Raw genomic sequence first — 21,720 nt, forward strand, 5'->3', positions numbered from 1 at the left:
TAATCACTCTCTTTCATACAATAATTTTATTTTTTTAATTTATGAGAACCACTAAAAAGTGGTTCTCATTTAGTGTTCAGTTGTAATTCAAAAACTTTATCTTATTCAAATGAGATATCAATATCTCCCATATCTTCTGGTTCTGGAGCTACATAATCTTTCTTAAGTAATGCACAAAGAAGTACATAAACTGCAACACCAATTAAGATACAAATAATGTAAAATGGCCAACCAGCTAAGAAGCTTTCACCCTGAATAACAGGAGCTACGATTAAACCTCCCCAGCAAGCTGACATCTTAGCACCAACTCCAAGGAATCCTGCGATACCACCGGCAATTGCTGATGAAATCATATTAATAGGAATCATTCTTGCAGGATCTGCTGCTGTATATGAAATAGCACCTTCTGTGATACCACAGAAGCCCATTGCTATAGCACCGATACCTGCATCCTGTTCTTCTTTTGAGAACTTCTTCTTTAAAAGTAATGATGCAACACCACATCCAATTGGAGGTACACAAATAGCAATACCAACTGGAGCTGCAAATGTATAAATACCTGTACCTACAAATGCTACCATTAAGATTGAGTAAGCAACTTTATTTACAGGACCACCAAGGTCTGTTGCAATCATAAGTGCTGCTAAAGCACTAATACCTGCAAGTGCTAAGTTTCCATGATCTCCGTGAGCCATGTTTCTCATAACATCTTCTAACCATGTCATGAATGCTGCAATAGGTGTTCCGCATGCAAACATTATAATACCAACTACCAATACACCAATTACTGGAATGATGATAATTGACTTAAGTGACTGCATTGACTTAGGAAGTGGAATCTTCTTTAAGTAATGAGCAATAATACCACCAAGTAAACCAGCAATAGCTGCTCCGATAAATCCTGCTGAAGCTGTTTTAACAGCGCCATCAGCAAAACCTGTAGGAATGTTCAATGCCATAAATCCACCTGCCATACCTACTGCAATACCAGGTCTGTCAGCGATTGAATAAGCAATGTATGCTGCGAATACAGGACACATTAATCCAAGAGCATCAGATCCGATTGTCCATAACCAGTAAGGAATTCCTGAACCCCATACTGGAGCTGCTCCTTGACCTGTTAATAAAACGGCAATAGCCATTAAAATACCACCACCAACAACAACTGGAATCATGTAAGATACACCATTCATAAGATGTGTTTTAGTGTGTTTTAAAATATCAACTAATTCTTTCATAACTTTTCTCCTATCACATAATCTTTTACCTATTTAGGTTTTAAACTGCGCCTATAAGATTAATAACCTCATCGGCTGTTTTTGCATTAGCAAGCTGTTCTCTAAAGTCATCATGCATAACTTTTCTAAACAAACCAGCTAAAATTTCAAGATGTCTGTCACCCTGTCCTGGTGATGGAACACCTATCTGGAATACCATATCAACTTCTTCTGAATCATCCCACTTCATTGGTTTAGCAAGACGAACAAATGCAAGTGATGGTTCCTTAACATGTACTGACTTTGAATGAGGTGTAGCAACTGAGAAACCTACTGCTGTACTTGAGCTTGCCTCTCTAGCCAAAACGTCCGCTACATATCCTTCCTTGTCAATAAGTCTGTCGTCCTTGTCCATTGCATCAGCTATAAGTCTGATTACCTCCTCAGCACTATTAGCTTCAACATCGAACATTACGATTGCTTCGTTCATAAGTTCTTTAGCCAAAATTTTGTCCTCCTTCTCTTTAAGTTATCACCTCTGCGTGATTTTATTCTAGCTACATATTTATTTTTTTTCAATTGTCGCAAAAAAAGAAAATTGCACTAAAGTTAGTGCAATTTTCAATAAGCTTTTTATCCACTGGGATTGAAACATTTTTAATTGTCTTATATTTTTTACTTCCAATGCAACTCTTCTTTAAGATTTTGCTCCATTTTTTGAACATTGTCTAATTTTTTGAACTTCTCAAGTTTCTCTTCCGAACCGACAATTCGTGCAAAATCTGAGAAAAATGCCTTTGTTGTTGTTACGTTATTGAAGTTTAATGCAAGTAAAAACATAACGTTTACCATTTTCCCACCCCAATTAAGTGGATGCTTTAAACTAATAACATATACTTTTGGCTTAATAACATTTCCCGGCATTCCATGAGGAATTGCTACGCCGTTACCAATTGCAGTAGGCTCAATGTTTTCTCTTTTTAGAACATCATTGTAAAACTCTTTAGTAACATATCCCTCGTTTACTAATTGTTTACAGGCTGCTTTTAAGACAAAATCTCTATCGACCTTCTCCTCAACGTAAAGAATATGATCTTTGTCTATCATATCCGTAAAATTATCTTTTTCAAGCTTCGGATGTGACAGAGTCTCAAAGCAGGCATCCTTTATATTTTTCTCGTCAGTTTTACTTACAATTGGTGAAATATAAACAACTTTGTCATTGTATTTGAAGTTTGGAAGCATTGATAATACAATATCAAATTCATAATCGTCAATACAATCTATTTTGCCTGATGAAAGTATGGCTACAATCTTAATATCAGATATTTTACTTTCTATTTTTCTGGCGACAATATTTGCTGCTGCAATACCGCTTGTTCCAATTAAAACAGCTTTCACATTTTTAACATTTCTGTGCAAAGCACCACCTAAATATAGGGCAATAAATGATATTTCATGATCTGTAGGTATGGATTTACTGTATTCCTCATAGAATTTTCCTAATGTAAAACATGTGGCGAAAATTCCCGAATACATTTCCCTTATATCTGATAAGAACGGATTCTTAACTTCAATTCCATAAGCTGTTCTAACAATTGATGCCGGTATAAAACCTTCCAAACTTGTCCTTAATAATTCATTGTCTAAAAGATTTATATTCAAAATTTCTGAAAGATATTCCAGCATTTCCTCGCAGATTTCTTTATTTTTTTCTTCAAATTCTGAAATCATGTGGACTTTATTTGCATTTTCCGCAGTTTGCACTGCTGCTGAAGCAAATAAAATATCAATATACTGCTTCTCATATTCGTTTAGATTTACTTTTCCTAGCTGTTCAAAATGTTCCACAACCATATTTACAAGACTCTCATTTCTATTAAATGTTTCAGGAATATAAATGTCCTCAGTTATTACATTTCCCATTCTTGTTCTGAACAACTGAATAGACAAATATTCTGCCAACATTCTGAAACTATAGTCCGTATATGCCACGTCAAACTTTTCTTCTACCGCATGAATAACTTCTATTGATTTTTCAAAATTATCTTTTCCAAAGTTATTTATCCAAAGTTCCTCTTCTTCTATGTTCATTCGGTAATCGTAAGTTTCCTCTATTACCTTGCTTCCGATTGCGTATGTGCAGCATGTTTTCATGGCTTTTCTAATGGAAAATTCATCTCCTGTTATAAAAACACCATGTCCTGCCACTCTGTTAATTTTGATTCCGTATTTTTTTAATTCTTTTGATATGGAATTAATGTCGTCACCAATCATTTTTTTGCTGACATTTAATTCCTCTGAAAATAATGATAACGTATATGTGTCCCAGCCACTTAAAAGAATATACATAATATATCCCATTCTCTGGCGTTTAGACATTACGATTTTCTTGTCTCTCTTTAATTCATTAATCTGACTGATTTGCTCGTCTGTAAAATTAGCAACAAAACCTATGCCCGGCTTTCTTTCTAATATCATCTTGTGTTCTTCGCAAAAATCAGACACTTCCTTAATGTAAGTTTTTACACTTCTTTCTGACACCCCTAGATATAATGCAAGAGTCTTTGATGTAATCGACACACGATTGTTATCTATTAACTTTTCAATTATCTGAAGTCCTCTTTCTGATAACATATATTCCCCAACTTTCTTTTTTCTTTAGCAGTAAGATACCATTACTGTCATTTTTCCTGAAAAACCGCAACTGTCCATTGTTGCAGGAACTATAAAGTGATCCCCCTTCTTAACTTTAATTCCGTCAGCTTCTCCCTTACCGTCAATTACACTTACGTTTAAAAATGGCTTGTCCATCTTGAATTCATATTCTCCATCAACGTCCCATTTTTCCAATGTGTAATATGGGCATGTAACTAATTTTTCGCTAGTCATGCCATCATGTTTTTCTACAACTTTTTCTTCGTTATAGTCAACATGTGGTGCAGTAATGCAGTCAATACTCTGCTGAACGTGAAGTTCCCTTGGCTTACCATTCTGAAGTCTGTCATAGTCATAAACTCTGTAAGTAACATCACTGCTTTGCTGTGTTTCTATTAATAAAGTTCCACCTTTTATAGCATGAAGACATCCCGGATTAATCTGGAAGAAATCTCCCTTCTTAATTGGAATAACTCGGATTAAGTCGTTCCATTTTTTGTTTCTAATCATGTCTTCTAACTCTGCTTTGTCCTTGGCATTGTGACCAATAACAATAGTAGCATCTTCTTTGCAATCTAAAATATACCAACATTCTGTTTTTCCTAATGCACCGTTTTCATGTTCTGCTGCATATTCGTTGTTAGGATGAACCTGTATACTTAAATCATCCTCTGCTCCAATTATTTTAATTAATAAAGGAAAAACATCTTCTTTTATGTTTCCAAACAATTCTCTATGATTTTCATAACACCATGAAAGCTTTTTGCCTGCAAATTCTCCATTTGCAACTGTGCAGTCTCCGTTTTGATGAGCACTGATTCCCCAACACTCGCCTGCATTATCCCCGGCTTCTTCGTATCCAAAGTTTTTTAATAGTTTACCGCCCCAAATGGCATCCTTAAATACTGGATGTAACATTAAAATTGACATAATCCACCTCTTTCTTCCCTTTACTAAATGATATTTTATCATACTATTCTAAAATATCATAATTTTACGCGACTTTCCATATTCTATAATAATTAGTTTTTCGGTGAGCCTCAAATGAAAAATATAAACTCAATGTTAAAATCAAAAAAATTTTTAGCTGTTTTTATTATTGGTTTAGTTACTTTTATCTTCATAACTTACTTTTTTGCAGCTTTTTATAATCATTCCCCAAGTAACGATTATGCGGATTCAACACCCCATTACAAAAATCAGGATCAGTATAATTTTGACTTGTATACTAATCAGCTTTTTAAAATTAATCTGTCTAATGACTACTTAAGTTTGCATTTTTATTTGGAACACCCGGAAAAATGGAATATTAATGTGAAAGAACCAACTCTCGGAGAATACAGTTATCAATCCATGATGGATAGTCAGAAATTCTACATAAACCAAATTAATATTTTAAAAAAATTCAATTATAATCAATTATCTGTTAAACAGAAAATAACATACGATACCTTAGCCGGTTATTTTAATAATCAGCTTGATTTTGCTGATTTATGCTTATGCTCAGAAATATTAAGTCCCACAACAGGTCTTCAGTCCCAACTTCCCATACTTTTTTCTGAATATACTTTTAAAAACAAGCAGGACATTACCACATATTTAAAGCTTTTGTCCCAGGTTTACGACTACTTTAAGGACATTTGTGATTTTCAAAAACTGAAAGCAAAGGAAAATGTGTTTATCAGCTCATTTTGTTGCAAAAACATAATTAACCAATGTCAGGATTTTGTTGGTGACAAAGTCCCTGAAAATAACCTTCTACACAAATCTTTTGTACAAAAAATCAATGAATGTTCTTTTTTAAGTGGGTCACAAAAACAGGCTTTTATTGCACAAAATAAAAAATATTTACAAAACAGTGTAATCTCAGGTTACAATCTCATTATTAGTACTCTCTCCTCTCTAATGAAGCAGGGCTATTGTAAAAACCAAGGTGGTCTATGTAATTTGCCAAACGGCAAAAATTATTACGAGTATCTGGTTAAAACCTATACCGGTAGTAACAGAAACATATTAGAGATAAAAGCAATGATTCAGGAACAGATAACAAAGGATATGAAAAGTCTCTATTCTTTGTACAGCATAAGTCCTTCATTAGATAAGAAGTTGGACGCTGCTGAACGTTTGTCAGTGGCTAAATCTCCAAAAGATATTTTAAAAGAACTTACGAAAAAAAGTTCCGGGGATTTTCAAATAAAACAAAATTACTCTTTTAATATTAAGTATGTTGATAAAACCTTAGAAAAACACTTAAGTCCTGCTTTTTATTTGTCACCGGCAATTGACAGTAAGAACAAAAACAATATTTATATTAATAATTCAAAAAAGAATAAAGGGCAAAATCTTTATGCCACTTTAGCACACGAAGGAATACCGGGACATATGTATCAAAACAATTTTTTTGCCTCAACTAATCCTTCTCCCATTAGGCACATATTAAATTTTGGTGGCTATTCCGAAGGTTGGGCAACTTATACGGAAATTTTTTCCTATAAATATCAATACAAAGACTCTATTGTTGCCAGAGCTTTAAGTTGTAACACTTCATACTCATTGGCTCTCTATTCTCTTTGTGATATTGGAATTAACTATGAAGGTTGGAACCGTAAGGGCACAAAAAAGTTTCTGTCAACTTATAGTATTTTTGATGACAATGCCTGTAATTCAATTTACGAGGCTGTAATTGAAGAGCCTGCAAATTATTTGCAATACTATGTTGGCTATTTAGAAATTATTAATCTAAAGAATAAATTCACGAAAAAATTTGGAGTAGAATTCGATACAAAAAGATTTCATAATAGTTTTCTAACTATTGGACCTACAAGCTTTGATGTAGTTGAGAAGTGGTTAGAATATTATTATTAACATTACATAAGCAAATAAGCAGAAATTCCAAATTATAGTTGAATGTCAACACACCCAACTTCTAATTAGAGTTTCTGCTCATTTTATAAATTAATATATTAAATTTTACCAAGCTTTAGTTTAATTAAATTTCACCCATAAACTAAAATATTATACTTCAGAGTGATTTTATTTATTAATTATTTTATTAATCAGACTCTCTAATTCTGTTTAATACTTAGTCTAACTGGAAAGTCTTGCCTAATTCTTCAACTTCTTCCTTAGTTGCTAAATTATCACTAAATGCACTTGCACTACCTGTTAATAAACCTTTTCTAAGTGCTTCCTTATAGTCGCCTGTTTCTAAATAACCTGCAATAAATCCGGCTACCATTGAGTCTCCTGCACCTACAGAATTTTTAACCTTGCCCTTTGGACATGGACTCTTGTAAACCTGTCCATCTTCAGCAACTAATACAGCACCTTCGCCAGCCATTGATACAAGAACGTTTCTTGCGCCTTCTTCCTGCATCTTCTTTGCATACGGAACAACATCTTCTCTTGTCTTTAATTCAACACCATAAATTTCACCTAATTCATGATTGTTTGGCTTAACAAAGAATGGTTTATATTTAAGAACGTTAAGTAATAAATCCTTAGTTGCATCAACAACAATCTTAACATCCTTGTTCTGTAAATATTCCATAATGTCACTGTACATTGTTTCCGGCATAACACTTGGGATACTTCCCGCTAAAACTAAAATATCACCATCCTGCAACTGATCTAATTTCTTATATAATTCGTCAATGTTTTCTTTCTTAATTGCAGGTCCCATACCGTTAATTTCGCTTTCCTGCTGAGCACGAATCTTAACGTTAATTCTTGTAATGCCTTCTGCAACCTGTATAAAATCAGCATTTACTCTGTTGCTCTTTAACATGCTTTCAATAGCTTCACCTGTAAATCCTGCTAAAAATCCAAGAGCTGTATTTTCAAACCCAAGATTACTTAAAACCATTGATACATTAATTCCCTTTCCACCCGGGAACAAAAGCTCTTCTGATGTTCTGTTTACCAATCCTAACTTTAAATCATCCACTGAAACAATGTAGTCAATAGATGGATTAAATGTAACTGTATAAATCATTTTTGCCTCCTATATATTTTATTTTTCTGACAAATATCTAATCAAAATATATAGTATTTACATTAATTTTGCAAGTATTACACTGGCAATTGTTCCAGCAATTGTTGCCAAAATTGCACCAGGCAAAGTCCATCTTGTTTTCGTTACTTTTGCAGTTATGTAATATACAGACATTGTATAAAATATAGTTTCCGTACAACTCATCATTAATGAAGTAACTATACCAAGATATGAATCAGGGCCATATCTTTTAAAAATATCAAGAACCATACCCGTTGCTGCCGATGAAGAGAATATTTTTACAATTGTAACCGGCATAAGTTCTCCCGGAAAACCTAAAGGATTAGTTATTTTTCCCAACCATTTTCCTAAAAATTCCATAAAGCCGGATTCACTTAAAACACCTACAGCAACCATAAGTCCAATTAACGTTGGCAAAACTTTTACCACTGTTTTTAACCCATCTGCTGCTCCCGAAACAAAATCATCATATATATTTCTCTTACTTTTAATTCCGTATATTGTAATAAAAAGCATTACTCCCGGAATTATAAAAGAAGATAGTTTAACTAAAATCTCCATACGAAACCCTGTCTTTTTTATAAATCTATGCATAGAAATTTTATTCGAGAACAAAAAAGGAAAACCTCTTTACCGGGCATCCGATAAAGAGGTATATAACTTGTATTTATTAAATATTTTAGCCTTCTATTGGTCTGTTGTACTTATCTCTGTTCTCAATGTTTTCGACTAACTTACTTTCTTTTACAACATCCTGACCTGTCTTCAAAAATACAGGTTTAAGTACAATAGGTGTAATGATTGTTGTTGCAATAACAACGATAATTACAGGTGCTACAAGTTCAGAACTCATAAGTCCTGCCTCGATACCTTTGTTTGCAACGATTAATGCAACTTCACCTCTGGATACCATACCGACACCAATTCTTAGGCACTGGTAATTTTTATATCCACATACTTTTGCACCAAGTCCACAACCAACAATCTTTGTAATAATGGCAATAATTGTTAATACAATTGCATATACAACAATTAAAATTCCCATACTTGCAACTGCCTTACCATCTACCTTAAGGCCAATACTTGCAAAGAAGATTGGGCTTAAAAGCATATATGCTACAACATCAAATTTTGATGCAATAAACTGATCTTTCTGTGTCATTGAAATAATTACACCTGCAAAGAAGGCACCTGTAATATCTGCAACACCAAAGAAATATTCTGCTGCAAATGACATAAGAAGACAGATTACAAACGCCATAATAGCATGTCTGTGCATTCCTTTTCCGTCATGTTCACACCATTTCTTGTATAATTTGTAAACAATAAATCCGAATACAGCAACAAATACAAAGAATAATACTATCTTTAATAATACCATTCCAAGTGGTGTTGTTTCTGCACCCTTTCCGCTTTCTCCACCTAAACTGATTACAATTGTAAGTGCAATAATACCTAAAATATCATCAATAATGGCTGCACCTAAAATTGCATTACCTGAAGCTGTTTTTAACTTGCCCATTTCCTGCAATGTTTCAACTGTAATACTAACTGATGTTGCAGTAAGAATTACACCTACGAAAACAGCCTGCATAAATAATGATGAAGCCTTTGCAGGTTCAATCCAGCCTGCTTCTAAGAACCAATATGTAAATAATCCACCACCAATTAATGGTACGATTACGCCTACAACTGCTATTACAAATGACGCTAAACCGCATTTTTTTAATTCGTTAATATCAGTTTCAAGACCTGCACAGAACATAAGAACAATTACGCCTATTTCTGCCATATGATCAATAAATGATGTCTGATATAATGTTAAAGCACCTAAATCGTGTCCCCCAACCATAACACCATTTAACAAGTTACCTAAAATTGCCGGTCCTAAAATAAGTCCTGCTAATAACGCGCCTACTACTTGTGGCATTTTGAATCTCTTTGTTACCAAACCAAAAAGTTTAGTGCTTGCTAATATTAAAGCAAGTTGCCATAGATATCCATATTCTTCCATTTTCACGACCTCTTTTCTATGTATTTAGAATATAGTTATGTAAAATTTATTTTACAACCTGAATCATAATAACACCTTATTTTAGTAAATTCAACTAATAAATTTAAGTTTTTTGTGGGTTTATAAAAGTACGTAACACATAACAATCTCTGTAATCAAAACTACAACATTAAAAGGTCATAACTCCACCTGTTTTTACACAATTTGGGTTATGACCTTTTGACACTATATTTTTTAATTTAAAAAGTTTTGTATAATAACTGCTTCAGCCTCTTCCTCTGTTAAACCTAATGTTCTTAACTTAAGAAGCTGTTCATCATTAATTCTTCCTATTGCAGCTTCATGAATAATTGCCGCATCTATGTTTTTTGCTCTAATTTCCGGTATTGAACCAACCTCAGCCTTGTCCATAATAATTGAATCACACTGTATATGGGCCTGACATTTGTTATTTCCAATGGCATTTGGATGGAATGTCTGTACTGAATTTCCTTTTCCAACGGATCTTGAAACTATCTGTGCCGAACTGTTTTCGCCGTTAAGCTGAACTTCAATATTTGACTCTGCCTTCTGCTCACCACTTGTCATAAGACGCTCAGTTACATATAGCTTGGCTTCTTTTCCAAGTTCAACATTTGTCTCTCTAACAGTTGAATCTACACCCTCAATCTGCGCTGTATCCAAAGTAAAAACAGAATTATCTCCCACAATGATATTTGTAACAGGATTTAAAACTCTTGCGCCTGTTCCATTACCTTCGCCATAGTGTTTCTCCACGTAGCGTACATTTGCATTTTTTCCAACGTGGAAAGTATGAATACCATCATGTCTGCTTTCATTGCAACCACTATTATGAATTCCACAGCCGGCAATTATGTTTACGTTTGCCCCATCTTCAATGTAAAAATCATTATAAACAAGATCAATCATACCTGAAACACTAACAACCACCGGTATATATACTGATTCACCGTTTGTTTTTCCGTCAATATAAATGTTTATTCCCGGATTGTCTTCTTTTTTTCTAATCTTAATGTGTTCACTGTCTCCATGACAAATAGATACGCCATTTTCTCTAAGATTGAAGGCACCGCTTTGGCTAAATTCATTATCGTTAATAACATTTAAAACTTCTTCAGTTACATTGTTAAGCTTCACCATTACGCTCTTCCCTCCAATTCTTCTGCACATTTATGACATTCCTGCACACCGGTAAGATATGGTAGAACCTCATCTTTAGTGCCTATTTTTTTTATCTTTCCATTATCAATAATCATGATTTTATCTGCCATATTAATAATTTTTTCCTGATGTGAAATTACAATAAGACTTTGTTTTTTCTCTGTATGGATTTCTTCAAACTTGTGTATAAGCATTGAGAAACTCCACAAATCAATTCCTGCCTCCGGTTCATCGAAAATGCAAAGTGAGTGTTCCTTAGCCAGAACAGATGCAATCTCAATTCTCTTCATCTCTCCACCTGAAAGTGTTCCGTCTATCTGTCTGTGAATATAATCCTTTGCACAAAGACCAACGGCTTTCAATAGATTACAACATTCTTCATCTGAAAGATTTTCTCCTGACGCAAGTTTTAAAAGTCTTAAAACTGTCATACCTTTAAATCTTGGTGGTTGCTGAAATGCATAGCCAATTCCTGCATTTGCCCTATGATTAATGTCAAAATTTGTTATATCCTCACCGTCTAATATAATTTTTCCACTATTCAAATGGTTAATACCCATTAATGTTTTGGCTAAAGTGGACTTTCCACCTCCGTTTGGACCTGTAATAACAAGCATTTCCCCATCATCAACCTGAAATGAAATATCATTAAGGAGACACTTTTCTTCCCCTTCATCATCTACATAAAGTGATAAATTTTCTGCTTTAAGCACAATTTATACCTCTCTTCTTATTATTTTTTACAGCTCATTATAACATATTTATCATATATGTTAAATTAAACTTTTATTTAAATTGCCAATTTAAAATATTTTTATATACTACCTAACTAAACATATCGAATTTAACTTTTATTCTTTTTATTTTTCTAAACATTTCCTGAGACAAAATCATTAGAAAAACAAAAGTGGATAAACCATGTACAAAGTTAAAAAATATACCTGCACCGTAAGTTGCCAGAAACGTAGACAATCTTGGCTTGTCTGTGTACATAACAACTGTGGCCGTATCAAGAATTAGTCCGTACAGTACAAATGTTACAAAAAAACCATATATACTAATTAGAACTCTTTTTTCTGCATGCTTTTGTCTTTTTCCACTAAATACAATTGCCGAAAGTACACCTATTAAACCAAAAGCAATCATCTGCCAAGGGGTCCATGGTCCCTGACCGAAAAAGAAGTCTGAAATAAACGCAGTTAAACAGCCACATAAAAATCCTGATTGTTTACCCAGCATAATTCCTGTAATTATTATTATGGCTGCGCATGGTTTAAATTGTGGTGTCATAAAAAATATAACCCTACCCACAATCGCCATGCCTGTTAGAACACTAAGGGTTACTATTTCTCTTGTTTTGGGTTTTCTTTTTTCAAATGACCACACAAAAATTCCCATTGCCGCCACAATTATAAGTATGGATACTATGTAATAATGTCTTATCATAACATGTCCTCCATTTTGTATGCACCATCAATAATCCCCCTTGCTAATTTTGCAATTGTAGTAGTATAAAATCTATTGTTCAGAAAAAATTCTCTGGCAGTGTCCTCACTAATTAAACTTCCCTGAGCAAACAAGCCACATCTGTCTGAATACTCTCCACAAAAATCTAAATCGTGGCTTACTAAAATAATTGTTTTTCCATTTTCAGCCAAATCCCTTAATAGAATTCCCAGTTGTTCTTTGTAAATATTGTCGATTCCCTTTGTAGGCTCATCCAGTAACAAAACAGCCGGCTTTTCTCCAAGGACTTTAGCCAAGGCAACCTTCTGCTGCTCCCCACCACTTAAATCATAAGGGTGCATATTTAGAAGCTTTTGCAAGTTCATTTTTTCAATCAATGACTTGTCCACTTTTTTCAATTCTTCCATTACAGATTCCTGTTCAAAGAGAATTTGCACGTCCTGTGGCAAGAATCCTATTTTACCCTTCACCTTGATTTTGCCCCTGTAAGGTTTAAGAATACCACTAAGCAACATTGTTGTAGTTGTTTTTCCTGTTCCGTTACCACCAATAATTGAGAATATTTCTCCTTTATTTATATGCAGATTTAGACCTTTTATAATATCTCTGCTGGTTTTTTCGTATCTAAACCACACGTCTTTCACGTTAACTACACTCATATTCTTTTCATTTTTATATGATGTAGGGCATCCCCAATTTAAAGATTTCCTTTCATTTGAATCTCCATCTTTTTTATAAGATTTACATTCACTCAAATTTTCATCTTTTTTGTAAGATTTATATTCACTGGATTTTTCTTCAGCAAAATTTCTTTTTGAAAAAAATGACTCATCTTTACTGTCACTTATATAATTTATAAGCCAGCTTCTTCCCTCTTTCGTGGATATAGGAATTTGTCCTGCGCCCTTATGCCCATTAAAAATCCTACTTGGTATTGGCATTAAAGGACTTACTTCCATATTCAACGCTTCCCTTAAAACCTCCTGTGGACAACCGCACTGTACTAACTTGCCATCTTCCATAACAACTAATTTGTTTGCATATTTAAGAAGATAATCCAGTCTATGTTCTGAAATAATAACTGTAATTCCAAAATCTTCGTTAATTTTGCTTACAATATCCATAAACCGTTCTGCTGCAATTGGATCTAATTGAGATGTCGGTTCATCCAACACCAAAATTTCAGGATTCATTATCATTACAGCTGCAAGGTTTACAAGCTGCTTCTGACCCCCGGAAAGATTGTCTGTATTCTCATTATACAAGTCAGTTATGCCAAAATATTCAGCAATTTCTGCCACTTTACTTCTTATAATTTCGTTCTTTTCACCCATACTCTCCAAGCCAAATGCCAGTTCATGCCAAACTTTGTCCGTGACAATCTGATATTCAGGATTTTGCATTACAAAACCTATTTTTTTTGCCTGCTCTCTGTCAGTTAAACTTTCTATGTTTCTACTCTCTAACAATATTTCGCCTTCAGTTTTTCCAGCCGGCATAATATTAGGCTTTAAACATCTAAGCAATGTTGTTTTTCCACAACCTGATTTTCCACATAATACAACAAAATCCCCCTTATTAATTGTAAAGGAAACATCTGACAAACTATTTTTTTCTGACGTCTTGTATTTAAAACTTAAATTCTTGATTTCAATATGAGCCATCTTATTTCCTCCTTTACGTTAATTAATACAGGTGTCAAGCACAACAAACCGTATATCAAATACACAACCACATTATTCTTTACTTGTATAAAAGGATAATAGTATGTGTAAACTTTTTCTCTCTCTAATGAAAAAACAACAACCAACCATAAAATAACCAGCCAGCCTATTAGCAAATAATCTCTTTTTTGAAATTTATAATTGCTGTAATTTGTTCTTCTTCCTGTTCCAAAACCCCTTGCTTTCATGGAGTCCGCTGTGTAAATTGAATTTTCCAACGCCCAGGTGGTGGTTATTGAGAAAGTTCTGCTGCCTTCTTTTATGTTATCAATTATCTTATCTATACCATTTTTCTTTTTTTGTTTTTTGCATGCTTCTATAACATTTTCTTTTTCAGTTTTTTCTCTATTTAAAAGATTTATTTTCTCGCCATAATTTCTTTTATTGACTTTATTTACCATTGAAACTTTACGTTGGTGCCTTATATACTGGGGTATAAATCTCATTATCATGGTTATTAAAAGAGACACGTTTGGTAGCACTTTTCCTATTGCACCTAAAATTCTTTCCACTCCCATTACCTGATTAAAAGTTGAAAACCACAACAACATTGCCCCTATTATAATTGCAGATATTAATCCGTAAATAATAGATTCCAAAGTTACAGGATTTCCCGTAAACAGATAAAACAACAACGTTCCACCTTTATGAGAAAACAATGGGTTTATAATTGCAGAGACAATAATTATACCTACAACTACTGCGCAATACTTTAATCCCTCTGTTTTTTTCAGCATAAAAAAATAGACTACTGCCGAAAAAAGAGAAATAAAAACTAACCCTACACTCATTTGAAACATTGTTGTTCCTAATACAAGTAAATAAAATATTAAATTTACAACTGGGTGGTATCTTGAAAATTCATCTGTCACTATTTTACATCCTCGCCTAAATCACATGTGTATCGCCACTTTATTACATCGCCATCTTTTACAGTGTACTCACTACAACTTACCTGTGGATATTTGTCATTTACACTGTACATCCAACCTGATTTCTTCCCGCAGGAGAACTCATAAATATTATCAATGCCCTCTACATACGCACTTTTTCCCGTAAAAGATGCCTCCATAAGAATGCTGTTTTTATCAAGCTGTCTTTTTAGAACATCGTAAACAGTATCTCTTTCATAAAATTTTACTTTCTGACTTTTTAATATAATGCCGTCTTTTGGTATATGATTTTTCAACCCTTTGTCTAAATCTTTTATGTTGTCATAAATTGTTGAACACTCTACCAAAATGGTGCAGTTTCCGGCTTCCTTTTGTGGTGCATTACTTTTACCACAACCTGACATTGTTACTGTAACTAACAAAAATAATGCAACCATTGTTAGCTTAGTAGTTTTCTTTTTCTTTCTTACAAAAATTCCTATACCTGTAGCTGTCGCTAATGCAGCAATTATTAAAATTAGTATTATACAATTTTTTACGGATTTTTCTTTCTGTTTCTGATTTATAGCTTTGTGGGCTTCATTCTCTGATACATTTACGGATTCTGCTGTATTTCCTGAATCTTCTATATTACTAATTTTGCTATTGTTATCTTTATTGTTGCTACTTTTTTTGCTTTTACTATTTTTTGACTTGTTTTTCGTATCACTATTTGTGCCTGAAATATTCTTATTTGAATTCACTGATGCATTTGATTTTTTGCTATTTCCGGAACTTACACTATTACTCTTTGACTTGCTACCTGTGCTATTGTCTGTAGTATTACCTAGGCTATTGTTCTTTTTATTTTCTGATGTTTTACTGCCCTTTTTTCCATAAGATTTTTTATTAGTTTTCTTATCTGTGCCATAATTATTATTCTTTTTGGCATCACCCATATCATACAGATTACTGTCGTCATCTAAATTCCTGTAGTACGCAACAAGTCCATACATGCCCTGTTCTGTTGCCATTTGATTTACAAAAGTATCCTTAGTGTGCTTAAAGGCACCATTTGAATAAAATTGCAACAAACCGTCTAATACTGTATTTCTATTTTTTATAAATCTACTGTCTTTTACGCTAATATTAAGCATTGACATTGCTGTTAAAACCTGTGCTGTACTTTCACAGTTTTCACTATTAGATGTGGAATAAGCCCCTGTTTTATTCTGCTTTTTGGACAGGTATTCAATTCCTTTTTCTAATGCTTTTTCCACCTTACTTTGTTTCTTATAATTTGCCAACGCCTGCATTACCATGGCTGTCACATCAACATCTGACTTGCCACCCATATATGACCAACCGCCATCGTCGTTTTGTGCATTTACAAGTAAACCAACCAATTTTTCTCTTGTTGTAACTTTTCCATCATAACTTTTTGCCGGTTCAGGAATTGCATAATCTCCACTGTCTAAAGCTATTAATGCATAAGTTGGTCCATTGATTCCAAGCTTGTTTACATTATCAAATTCTGCCAAAGATTTTAATAAGTCATAGCCTTCAAAATTTTTAGGATCAATACCTAATGAAGTTAAAGCTAAAACAACTCTCGAATACTCTGTATATTTTCTTGTTGATAAAACTCCATCGCACTTTTTCACATATTCTTTTAAATTGTTTAAATAAATTTCTACATAAGATGATGGAACTTTTTCAAAACGTGCCAATCCAATTATCAACCATTCGCCACCTACACTTCCGTACTGGGGATTTTGAATTGTAGACATTTCATATTTGGAAATTTTCTGTAAATAGCTTTCCGTTTGTTTCTTATTTAATACTGTTTTACATTGTGTAGAAGTAGATTGTGATACAACACACAACATTATTAAAAATATAAATATTAATTTTTTTATTGTACTTAAAACTTTTTCTCTCATCTTCTACACCTTTATCTTTGTTGAGATTTCTATTATAAAAGAATGTTGCTTGCGGCATTCTTCGCACCAAGTGCGTGTTGCCGCGCAACATTTTTCCTTTCGCCCCAGGGTGCATTCCTAATGGAACGTTTTAATGTAATAAGAAATTCTGAAAGAATTTCTTATTACATTAAAAATTATCGCAGCAAATTTCTAAAAAATCTACTGCGACAATCTTCCTGCTATTTTTTAATCTTAACTGATTTTGGACTACTCCATTTACCATATACTTTCTGGTTTCCTGACTTTTTGTAAGCTCTAACCTTTACATAGCATTTTGATTTTTTCTTTAGCTTAGTAAGTGTATATGTTGTTTTCTTTGTGTTTTTGTATTTACAGTTTTTGAATTTTTTATTTGTTGCATATTTAATCTGATAACCTTTTGCACCTGTTACCTTATTAATTTTAATTTTAACCTTTTTACCCTTAACATTCTTTAAAGACTTAATGCTTGCTTTTTTTAAAGTTGTCTTTTGTGTTGTTGTAGTTACCTGCACTTTTTCTAAGTTTGTGTATGCAGCATCTACATCTTCCTGAGTTGCATCATAATTTGCAAGAACCTTAATAGCTTCTGCCTTTGCTGCTACCTGAGGGTTGTCTGGTGTATTAGCTACTAATTTAGTAAGTGCATCTTTATTTGGAAGTTTCGCACTTTCGATATTTTCATAGTAACTTACAAAACCTAAATCAGCTCCACCTGCATAAACGCTAAACTGAAGTCTGATAACATCTCCATCTTTTACAGGATGTGAATCCATTGCCACATCAGGTGCAACATTATTAACTGTATACATCCAACCTGCTAAGCTACTATATGAACCTGAACCTAACTTCTGGTCATCTGTAAATAACGCATTTGTACTTGTATTTGTTGGAGCATCATAATGCTGATTTCCATAACCATAGTCAACATCAATACTTGGCATCTTCTGAATACTTTCAGGAATATTAATAACGCCTGTATCTGCATAACTGATTGAATCAATGTAATATCCATAAGATGATAAATTAATTGTTAAATTCTTTTCCTTGGCAACTTCTTCTAAAACATCCTTAGCTGCTGCCCCTTCGTTTACCTGAACTGTAACCGGTTCAACTAAAAAGCCCTGTCCAATTGTAAATCTTTCAATAGTAAATGTTACGTTAATTTTCTTTGTTTCATCGGCATATGTTGTAGTAAACATACCAACAACTAATGTTACTGCCATTAACAAAGTTAAAATCTTCTTTGTTACTTTGTTCATTTTATCCTCCTTTTGTCAATATAAAATAATTCAGAAATCATCCGTGACATAATGCTTATTTCGTCCCTTATACAGTAGAGAAAGACTGTGCCGGATTCTCACCGGACTTCCCTTAAACTAAATAATTTTAATATTCACATACAACCATTAAATTTATGTAATATTTTTTAATTGTAATTAATTAAAATATATCCAGACCATAACTGTTTTTACTTTATTGACACACTCATTCTATACTAATGGCTTTATAGTGTCAAACACTAATATTATTTATTTTCTTACGCTCCTGCACATGATTTTGCAAAAACTCACTCCTGCCAGGGTACTTATTGTGGTTGCAATAATTGCCGGTGCAACAATAGCTCCCGGGTTGTGGGAATTATACTGGCTTCTGTATGCTATCATACTAACAGGAATTAATTGTAATGATGAGATATTTAATACTAAAAATGTACACATCTCGTTGGTGGAAATATGACTTTCTATTATTTTTCCCTTTTGTGGTATTGGATTTTTTGCTAATTCTTCCATAGCTTTTAAGCCAGCCGGTGTTGCCGCCCAGCCCAAACCTAAAACATTTGCAATTATGTTTGTAATTATGTGTGGTCTTGCACTATGGTTACATGGCAAATTGGGAAACAACCAATTTATAAGTGGATTAATTACTTTTTCACATTTTTTGACTAAGCCTGATTTCTCAGCTATATTCATAAAGCCCATCCACATGCTCATTATTCCCAACATTGTTATTGATATTTTCACAGCTTCCTCAGCCCACATTACTGCTCCGTTGCCAACCTTATCAATATTACCTGTTATCACACCATAAACCACACCAACTATAATCATAAAAGTCCAAATATAATTTAACATTTTCCGCTCTTTTTGCCTATTTATACATAATATTAAGGATTTTTTTCTTATATGAACGAAATTTTTTTCAACAGTGATATTTGCCTAAAATATAGTACATTTTGCTATTTTATAAAAGCGATTAAATTACTTTGTCTAATTTTTTTACAGGTTATTGGAAACCTTTCCGGTTTTTCTATAAAAATACGATATTTTTTTCATATATTAATGTATAAACTTTGGTTATTTTTGCCCTTTTCTTTTTCTTGACTTAATTTGTTTTAGGCATTAGTATTGTATGTCGAATGAGGGATGAAACTGTGCCATTCAAGTAGTGACAGTTTTTAAAGGAGGTATTTGCAATGAAAACAGTTACAGTTAACTTGAACTCAATCGAGAAAGTTAAGTCTTTCGTTAATGATATTGTTAAATATGAAAATGATTTTGACTTGGTATCAGGACGCAATTATGTTGATGCAAAATCAATTATGGGGATATTCGCCTTTGATTTGTCAAAACCTTTACAACTTAACATTCATGCTAACGACAATTGTGATGAAATTACAAAATCATTAAAAAATTATCTTTGTTAATTAGAAATCAATTCATATAGCGACAACAGGTCGCACACCCCCCCCAAAAAGGGGCTGTCGTTCTAACGATTTATAATCGTTAGGGCACAGTACCTTTTTTGACCATATTTTATTGTTTTCCCAAAATAATAGTGCGCCTTTTTTCTTTGGCCTTCAGAAAAAAGGTTCACTTAAATAAAGCCCCCATAGAGGTTTGTTAATCTGTTTTAAAAGTTTAAAATTTACGCACTTTTTAATGGGAATATAAATCAGTCAGATCCATCTCCTCCACAAACTTTCGTTGCTTAATAAATTTTTATTATTTAATAAGCTCATTATAAATGTCTCTTTTTGAAACACCCCTGTCCTTTGCAACCATTTTCATTGCAGTCTTTTTGTCTATATCCTGATTCATATAGAATTGAACGTGTTCCTCAATGGTCATTAATTCCCACTGTTCTCTTTTTTCAGCCTGAATTTCTTCCATTGGCTTTCCTGCAATTACTAAAACATACTCTCCTTTGGGCTCCCTGCTGTCATAATATTCAATTGCCTCACTGATAGTTGTCTGAAAAGCTTCCTCGTATTTCTTTGTCAACTCTCTACAAATAGTCAGCGGTCTGTTGCCTATTGTTTTTTCCAGTTCCTTTAAAGTTTTAACTAAACGATGAGGTGCTTCGTAAATAATAGTAGTTCGCACTTCATTTTTTAAACTTTCAAGTACCTGCTGCTTTTCTTTTTTATCCTTTGGCAAAAAAGCTTCAAAAACGAAACGTCTTGTTTTCTGACCTGACATTGTAAGTGCTGTTATGCATGCTGCAGCTCCTGGAAGAGAAGTTACTTCTATTCCTGCTTCATAGCACTGTCTTACAAGTTCTTCCCCAGGATCAGATATTCCCGGAGTTCCTGCATCAGTTATTAATGCAATGTTTTTTCCCTGTAACATATCCTGAACCAACACCTTTGCTTTATCATATTTATTAAATTCATGATAACTTGTCATTGGCGTTTTTATATCAAAATGATTTAACAATTTTATACTGTTTCTTGTATCCTCTGCACCAATTAAATCAACCTCTTTTAGTGTTCTAACTACTCTATAAGTAATATCTTCCAGATTTCCTATTGGTGTCGCACATAAAAATAACTTTCCTGCCATAATTTACCTTTTTCCATATATTTCTAAAATTTCGTCTGTATACACACCCTGTTCTTTGTAAACAATTAGTGGTGCTTCCACTTTCATCATGGACTTGCGTCCTCTATGTCCTTCAATTAAAAGCATGTTTGCGTCTTTATCCTTAAAAGGATGTACCATTCTAAGTCGTTTAGGTTCAATTTTGTACACACTCATAAGATTCATAATTTCTACCAAACGTCTTGGTCTGTGAACCATATAAAATCTTCCACCGGGTTTTAAAACCTTGGCAGCCTCTCTTATAACATCCTCAAGAGTACATTTAATTTCATGTCTTGCAATTGCCTTAGGCTCTTCAAAATTCTCAATCCCATGATTTTCTGTCATATAAGGTGGGTTGCATGTTACTACATCAAAAGAAGCCGGCTTAAATATAACCGACGCCTCTTTTATGTCACCCTGAACAATGTGTACTTTTTCTTCTAAATGATTAAGAATTACACTTCTCTTTGCCATATCAGCACTGTCCTGCTGGATTTCCAAAGCATAAAAATCTTCACCCACAGTTTTTGCCTCAAGCAATATTGGGATAATTCCTGTGCCTGTTCCCATATCCAAAACTTTTTCGTTTTCTTTAACCTGGGCAAAGCCTGACAAAAGAACTGCATCCATGCCAAAACAAAAGCGCTTTCTGTCCTGAATTATTTTATATCCGTTTCTCTCCAGGTCATCTATCCTTTCCCCTTCTTTTAAAAACAGATTATTTTCTTTTTCTAAATTCAT

General features: G+C 33.4%; 19 protein-coding genes. 2 read left to right on the forward strand and 17 right to left on the reverse strand.

The features are described 5' to 3' along the window. Nucleotides 1-101: 101 nt before the first annotated feature. The 4 genes from ACQY63_RS08600 to manA form a co-directional block, all read right to left on the reverse strand. Nucleotides 102-1,238 (reverse strand): PTS fructose transporter subunit IIC, encoded by a 1,137-nt coding sequence (locus ACQY63_RS08600; protein ID WP_022165981.1) that lies wholly within the window; start codon nucleotides 1,236-1,238, stop codon nucleotides 102-104. Nucleotides 1,239-1,278: 40 nt separating this feature from the next. Then, nucleotides 1,279-1,722: a PTS sugar transporter subunit IIA gene (locus tag ACQY63_RS08605; protein WP_022165982.1), complete on the reverse strand. Its 444-nt coding sequence runs from the start codon at nucleotides 1,720-1,722 to the stop codon at nucleotides 1,279-1,281. A 170-nt stretch (nucleotides 1,723-1,892) separates the two neighbouring features. Next, entirely contained in the window at nucleotides 1,893-3,854 is a 1,962-nt protein-coding gene (locus ACQY63_RS08610; RefSeq protein WP_428245058.1) for a BglG family transcription antiterminator, read from the reverse strand. Between the two features lie 24 nt (nucleotides 3,855-3,878). After that, nucleotides 3,879-4,805, reverse strand: a complete 927-nt coding sequence (gene manA / locus ACQY63_RS08615; protein ID WP_022165984.1) for a mannose-6-phosphate isomerase, class I — start codon at nucleotides 4,803-4,805, stop codon at nucleotides 3,879-3,881. 114 nt (nucleotides 4,806-4,919) lie between these two features. Between manA and ACQY63_RS08620 the strand changes: the two genes are divergently transcribed. Beyond that, a complete protein-coding gene (locus ACQY63_RS08620) occupies nucleotides 4,920-6,740 on the forward strand; it encodes a DUF885 domain-containing protein (RefSeq protein ID WP_428245059.1) in 1,821 nt (606 codons plus the stop codon). 217 nt (nucleotides 6,741-6,957) lie between these two features. Here ACQY63_RS08620 and pfkB read toward each other — a convergent pair whose 3' ends face one another. From pfkB to ACQY63_RS08675, 11 genes are all read right to left on the reverse strand, one after another. After that, nucleotides 6,958-7,869 carry a 1-phosphofructokinase gene (gene pfkB / locus ACQY63_RS08625; protein WP_022165986.1) on the reverse strand — a complete coding sequence of 304 codons (912 nt, stop codon included), beginning with the start codon at nucleotides 7,867-7,869 and terminating at the stop codon, nucleotides 6,958-6,960. A 57-nt stretch (nucleotides 7,870-7,926) separates the two neighbouring features. Further along, on the reverse strand, nucleotides 7,927-8,451 hold the full coding sequence (locus tag ACQY63_RS08630) for a spore maturation protein (RefSeq protein WP_022165987.1): 525 nt from the start codon (nucleotides 8,449-8,451) through the stop codon (nucleotides 7,927-7,929). Nucleotides 8,452-8,569: 118 nt separating this feature from the next. After that, nucleotides 8,570-9,904, reverse strand: coding sequence for a cation:proton antiporter (locus ACQY63_RS08635; RefSeq protein WP_022165988.1), 1,335 nt, complete (start codon nucleotides 9,902-9,904; stop codon nucleotides 8,570-8,572). 234 nt (nucleotides 9,905-10,138) lie between these two features. After that, a complete protein-coding gene (locus tag ACQY63_RS08640; RefSeq protein WP_412623115.1) occupies nucleotides 10,139-11,095 on the reverse strand; it encodes a SufB/SufD family protein in 957 nt (318 codons plus the stop codon). Continuing rightward, complete coding sequence (locus ACQY63_RS08645; protein ID WP_428245060.1) at nucleotides 11,065-11,799, reverse strand: ABC transporter ATP-binding protein; 735 nt, start codon at nucleotides 11,797-11,799, stop codon at nucleotides 11,065-11,067. The genes ACQY63_RS08640 and ACQY63_RS08645 overlap by 31 nt, the downstream gene beginning before the upstream one ends. A gap of 112 nt (nucleotides 11,800-11,911) precedes the next feature. Further along, complete coding sequence (locus tag ACQY63_RS08650; protein WP_302689733.1) at nucleotides 11,912-12,532, reverse strand: ECF transporter S component; 621 nt, start codon at nucleotides 12,530-12,532, stop codon at nucleotides 11,912-11,914. Beyond that, nucleotides 12,529-14,217: an ABC transporter ATP-binding protein gene (locus ACQY63_RS08655; protein ID WP_428245061.1), complete on the reverse strand. Its 1,689-nt coding sequence runs from the start codon at nucleotides 14,215-14,217 to the stop codon at nucleotides 12,529-12,531. Before ACQY63_RS08655 ends, ACQY63_RS08650 begins: the two co-directional genes overlap by 4 nt. Beyond that, complete coding sequence (locus ACQY63_RS08660; RefSeq protein WP_022164739.1) at nucleotides 14,190-15,149, reverse strand: energy-coupling factor transporter transmembrane component T; 960 nt, start codon at nucleotides 15,147-15,149, stop codon at nucleotides 14,190-14,192. Before ACQY63_RS08660 ends, ACQY63_RS08655 begins: the two co-directional genes overlap by 28 nt. Then, nucleotides 15,149-17,092 carry a DUF4430 domain-containing protein gene (locus ACQY63_RS08665; RefSeq protein WP_022164740.1) on the reverse strand — a complete coding sequence of 648 codons (1,944 nt, stop codon included), beginning with the start codon at nucleotides 17,090-17,092 and terminating at the stop codon, nucleotides 15,149-15,151. The genes ACQY63_RS08660 and ACQY63_RS08665 overlap by 1 nt, the downstream gene beginning before the upstream one ends. Nucleotides 17,093-17,313: 221 nt before the next feature. Continuing rightward, nucleotides 17,314-18,375: a DUF4430 domain-containing protein gene (locus ACQY63_RS08670; protein WP_022164741.1), complete on the reverse strand. Its 1,062-nt coding sequence runs from the start codon at nucleotides 18,373-18,375 to the stop codon at nucleotides 17,314-17,316. 270 nt (nucleotides 18,376-18,645) lie between these two features. Next, nucleotides 18,646-19,248: a nucleoside recognition domain-containing protein gene (locus ACQY63_RS08675; RefSeq protein WP_022164742.1), complete on the reverse strand. Its 603-nt coding sequence runs from the start codon at nucleotides 19,246-19,248 to the stop codon at nucleotides 18,646-18,648. Nucleotides 19,249-19,589: 341 nt separating this feature from the next. On the opposite strand from ACQY63_RS08675, the gene ACQY63_RS08680 reads away from it, so the two are divergent. Then, nucleotides 19,590-19,820: a hypothetical protein gene (locus ACQY63_RS08680; protein ID WP_022164743.1), complete on the forward strand. Its 231-nt coding sequence runs from the start codon at nucleotides 19,590-19,592 to the stop codon at nucleotides 19,818-19,820. Between the two features lie 298 nt (nucleotides 19,821-20,118). On the opposite strand, the gene rsmI is transcribed toward ACQY63_RS08680, so the two are convergent. Then, nucleotides 20,119-20,958, reverse strand: coding sequence for a 16S rRNA (cytidine(1402)-2'-O)-methyltransferase (rsmI, locus tag ACQY63_RS08685; protein ID WP_022164744.1), 840 nt, complete (start codon nucleotides 20,956-20,958; stop codon nucleotides 20,119-20,121). A 3-nt stretch (nucleotides 20,959-20,961) separates the two neighbouring features. Beyond that, nucleotides 20,962-21,720 (reverse strand): tRNA1(Val) (adenine(37)-N6)-methyltransferase, encoded by a 759-nt coding sequence (locus ACQY63_RS08690; RefSeq protein WP_022164745.1) that lies wholly within the window; start codon nucleotides 21,718-21,720, stop codon nucleotides 20,962-20,964.

This window comes from Eubacterium sp. Marseille-QA0814, from assembly GCF_965119675.1.
Lineage (GTDB): Bacteria > Bacillota > Clostridia > Lachnospirales > Lachnospiraceae > Eubacterium_G.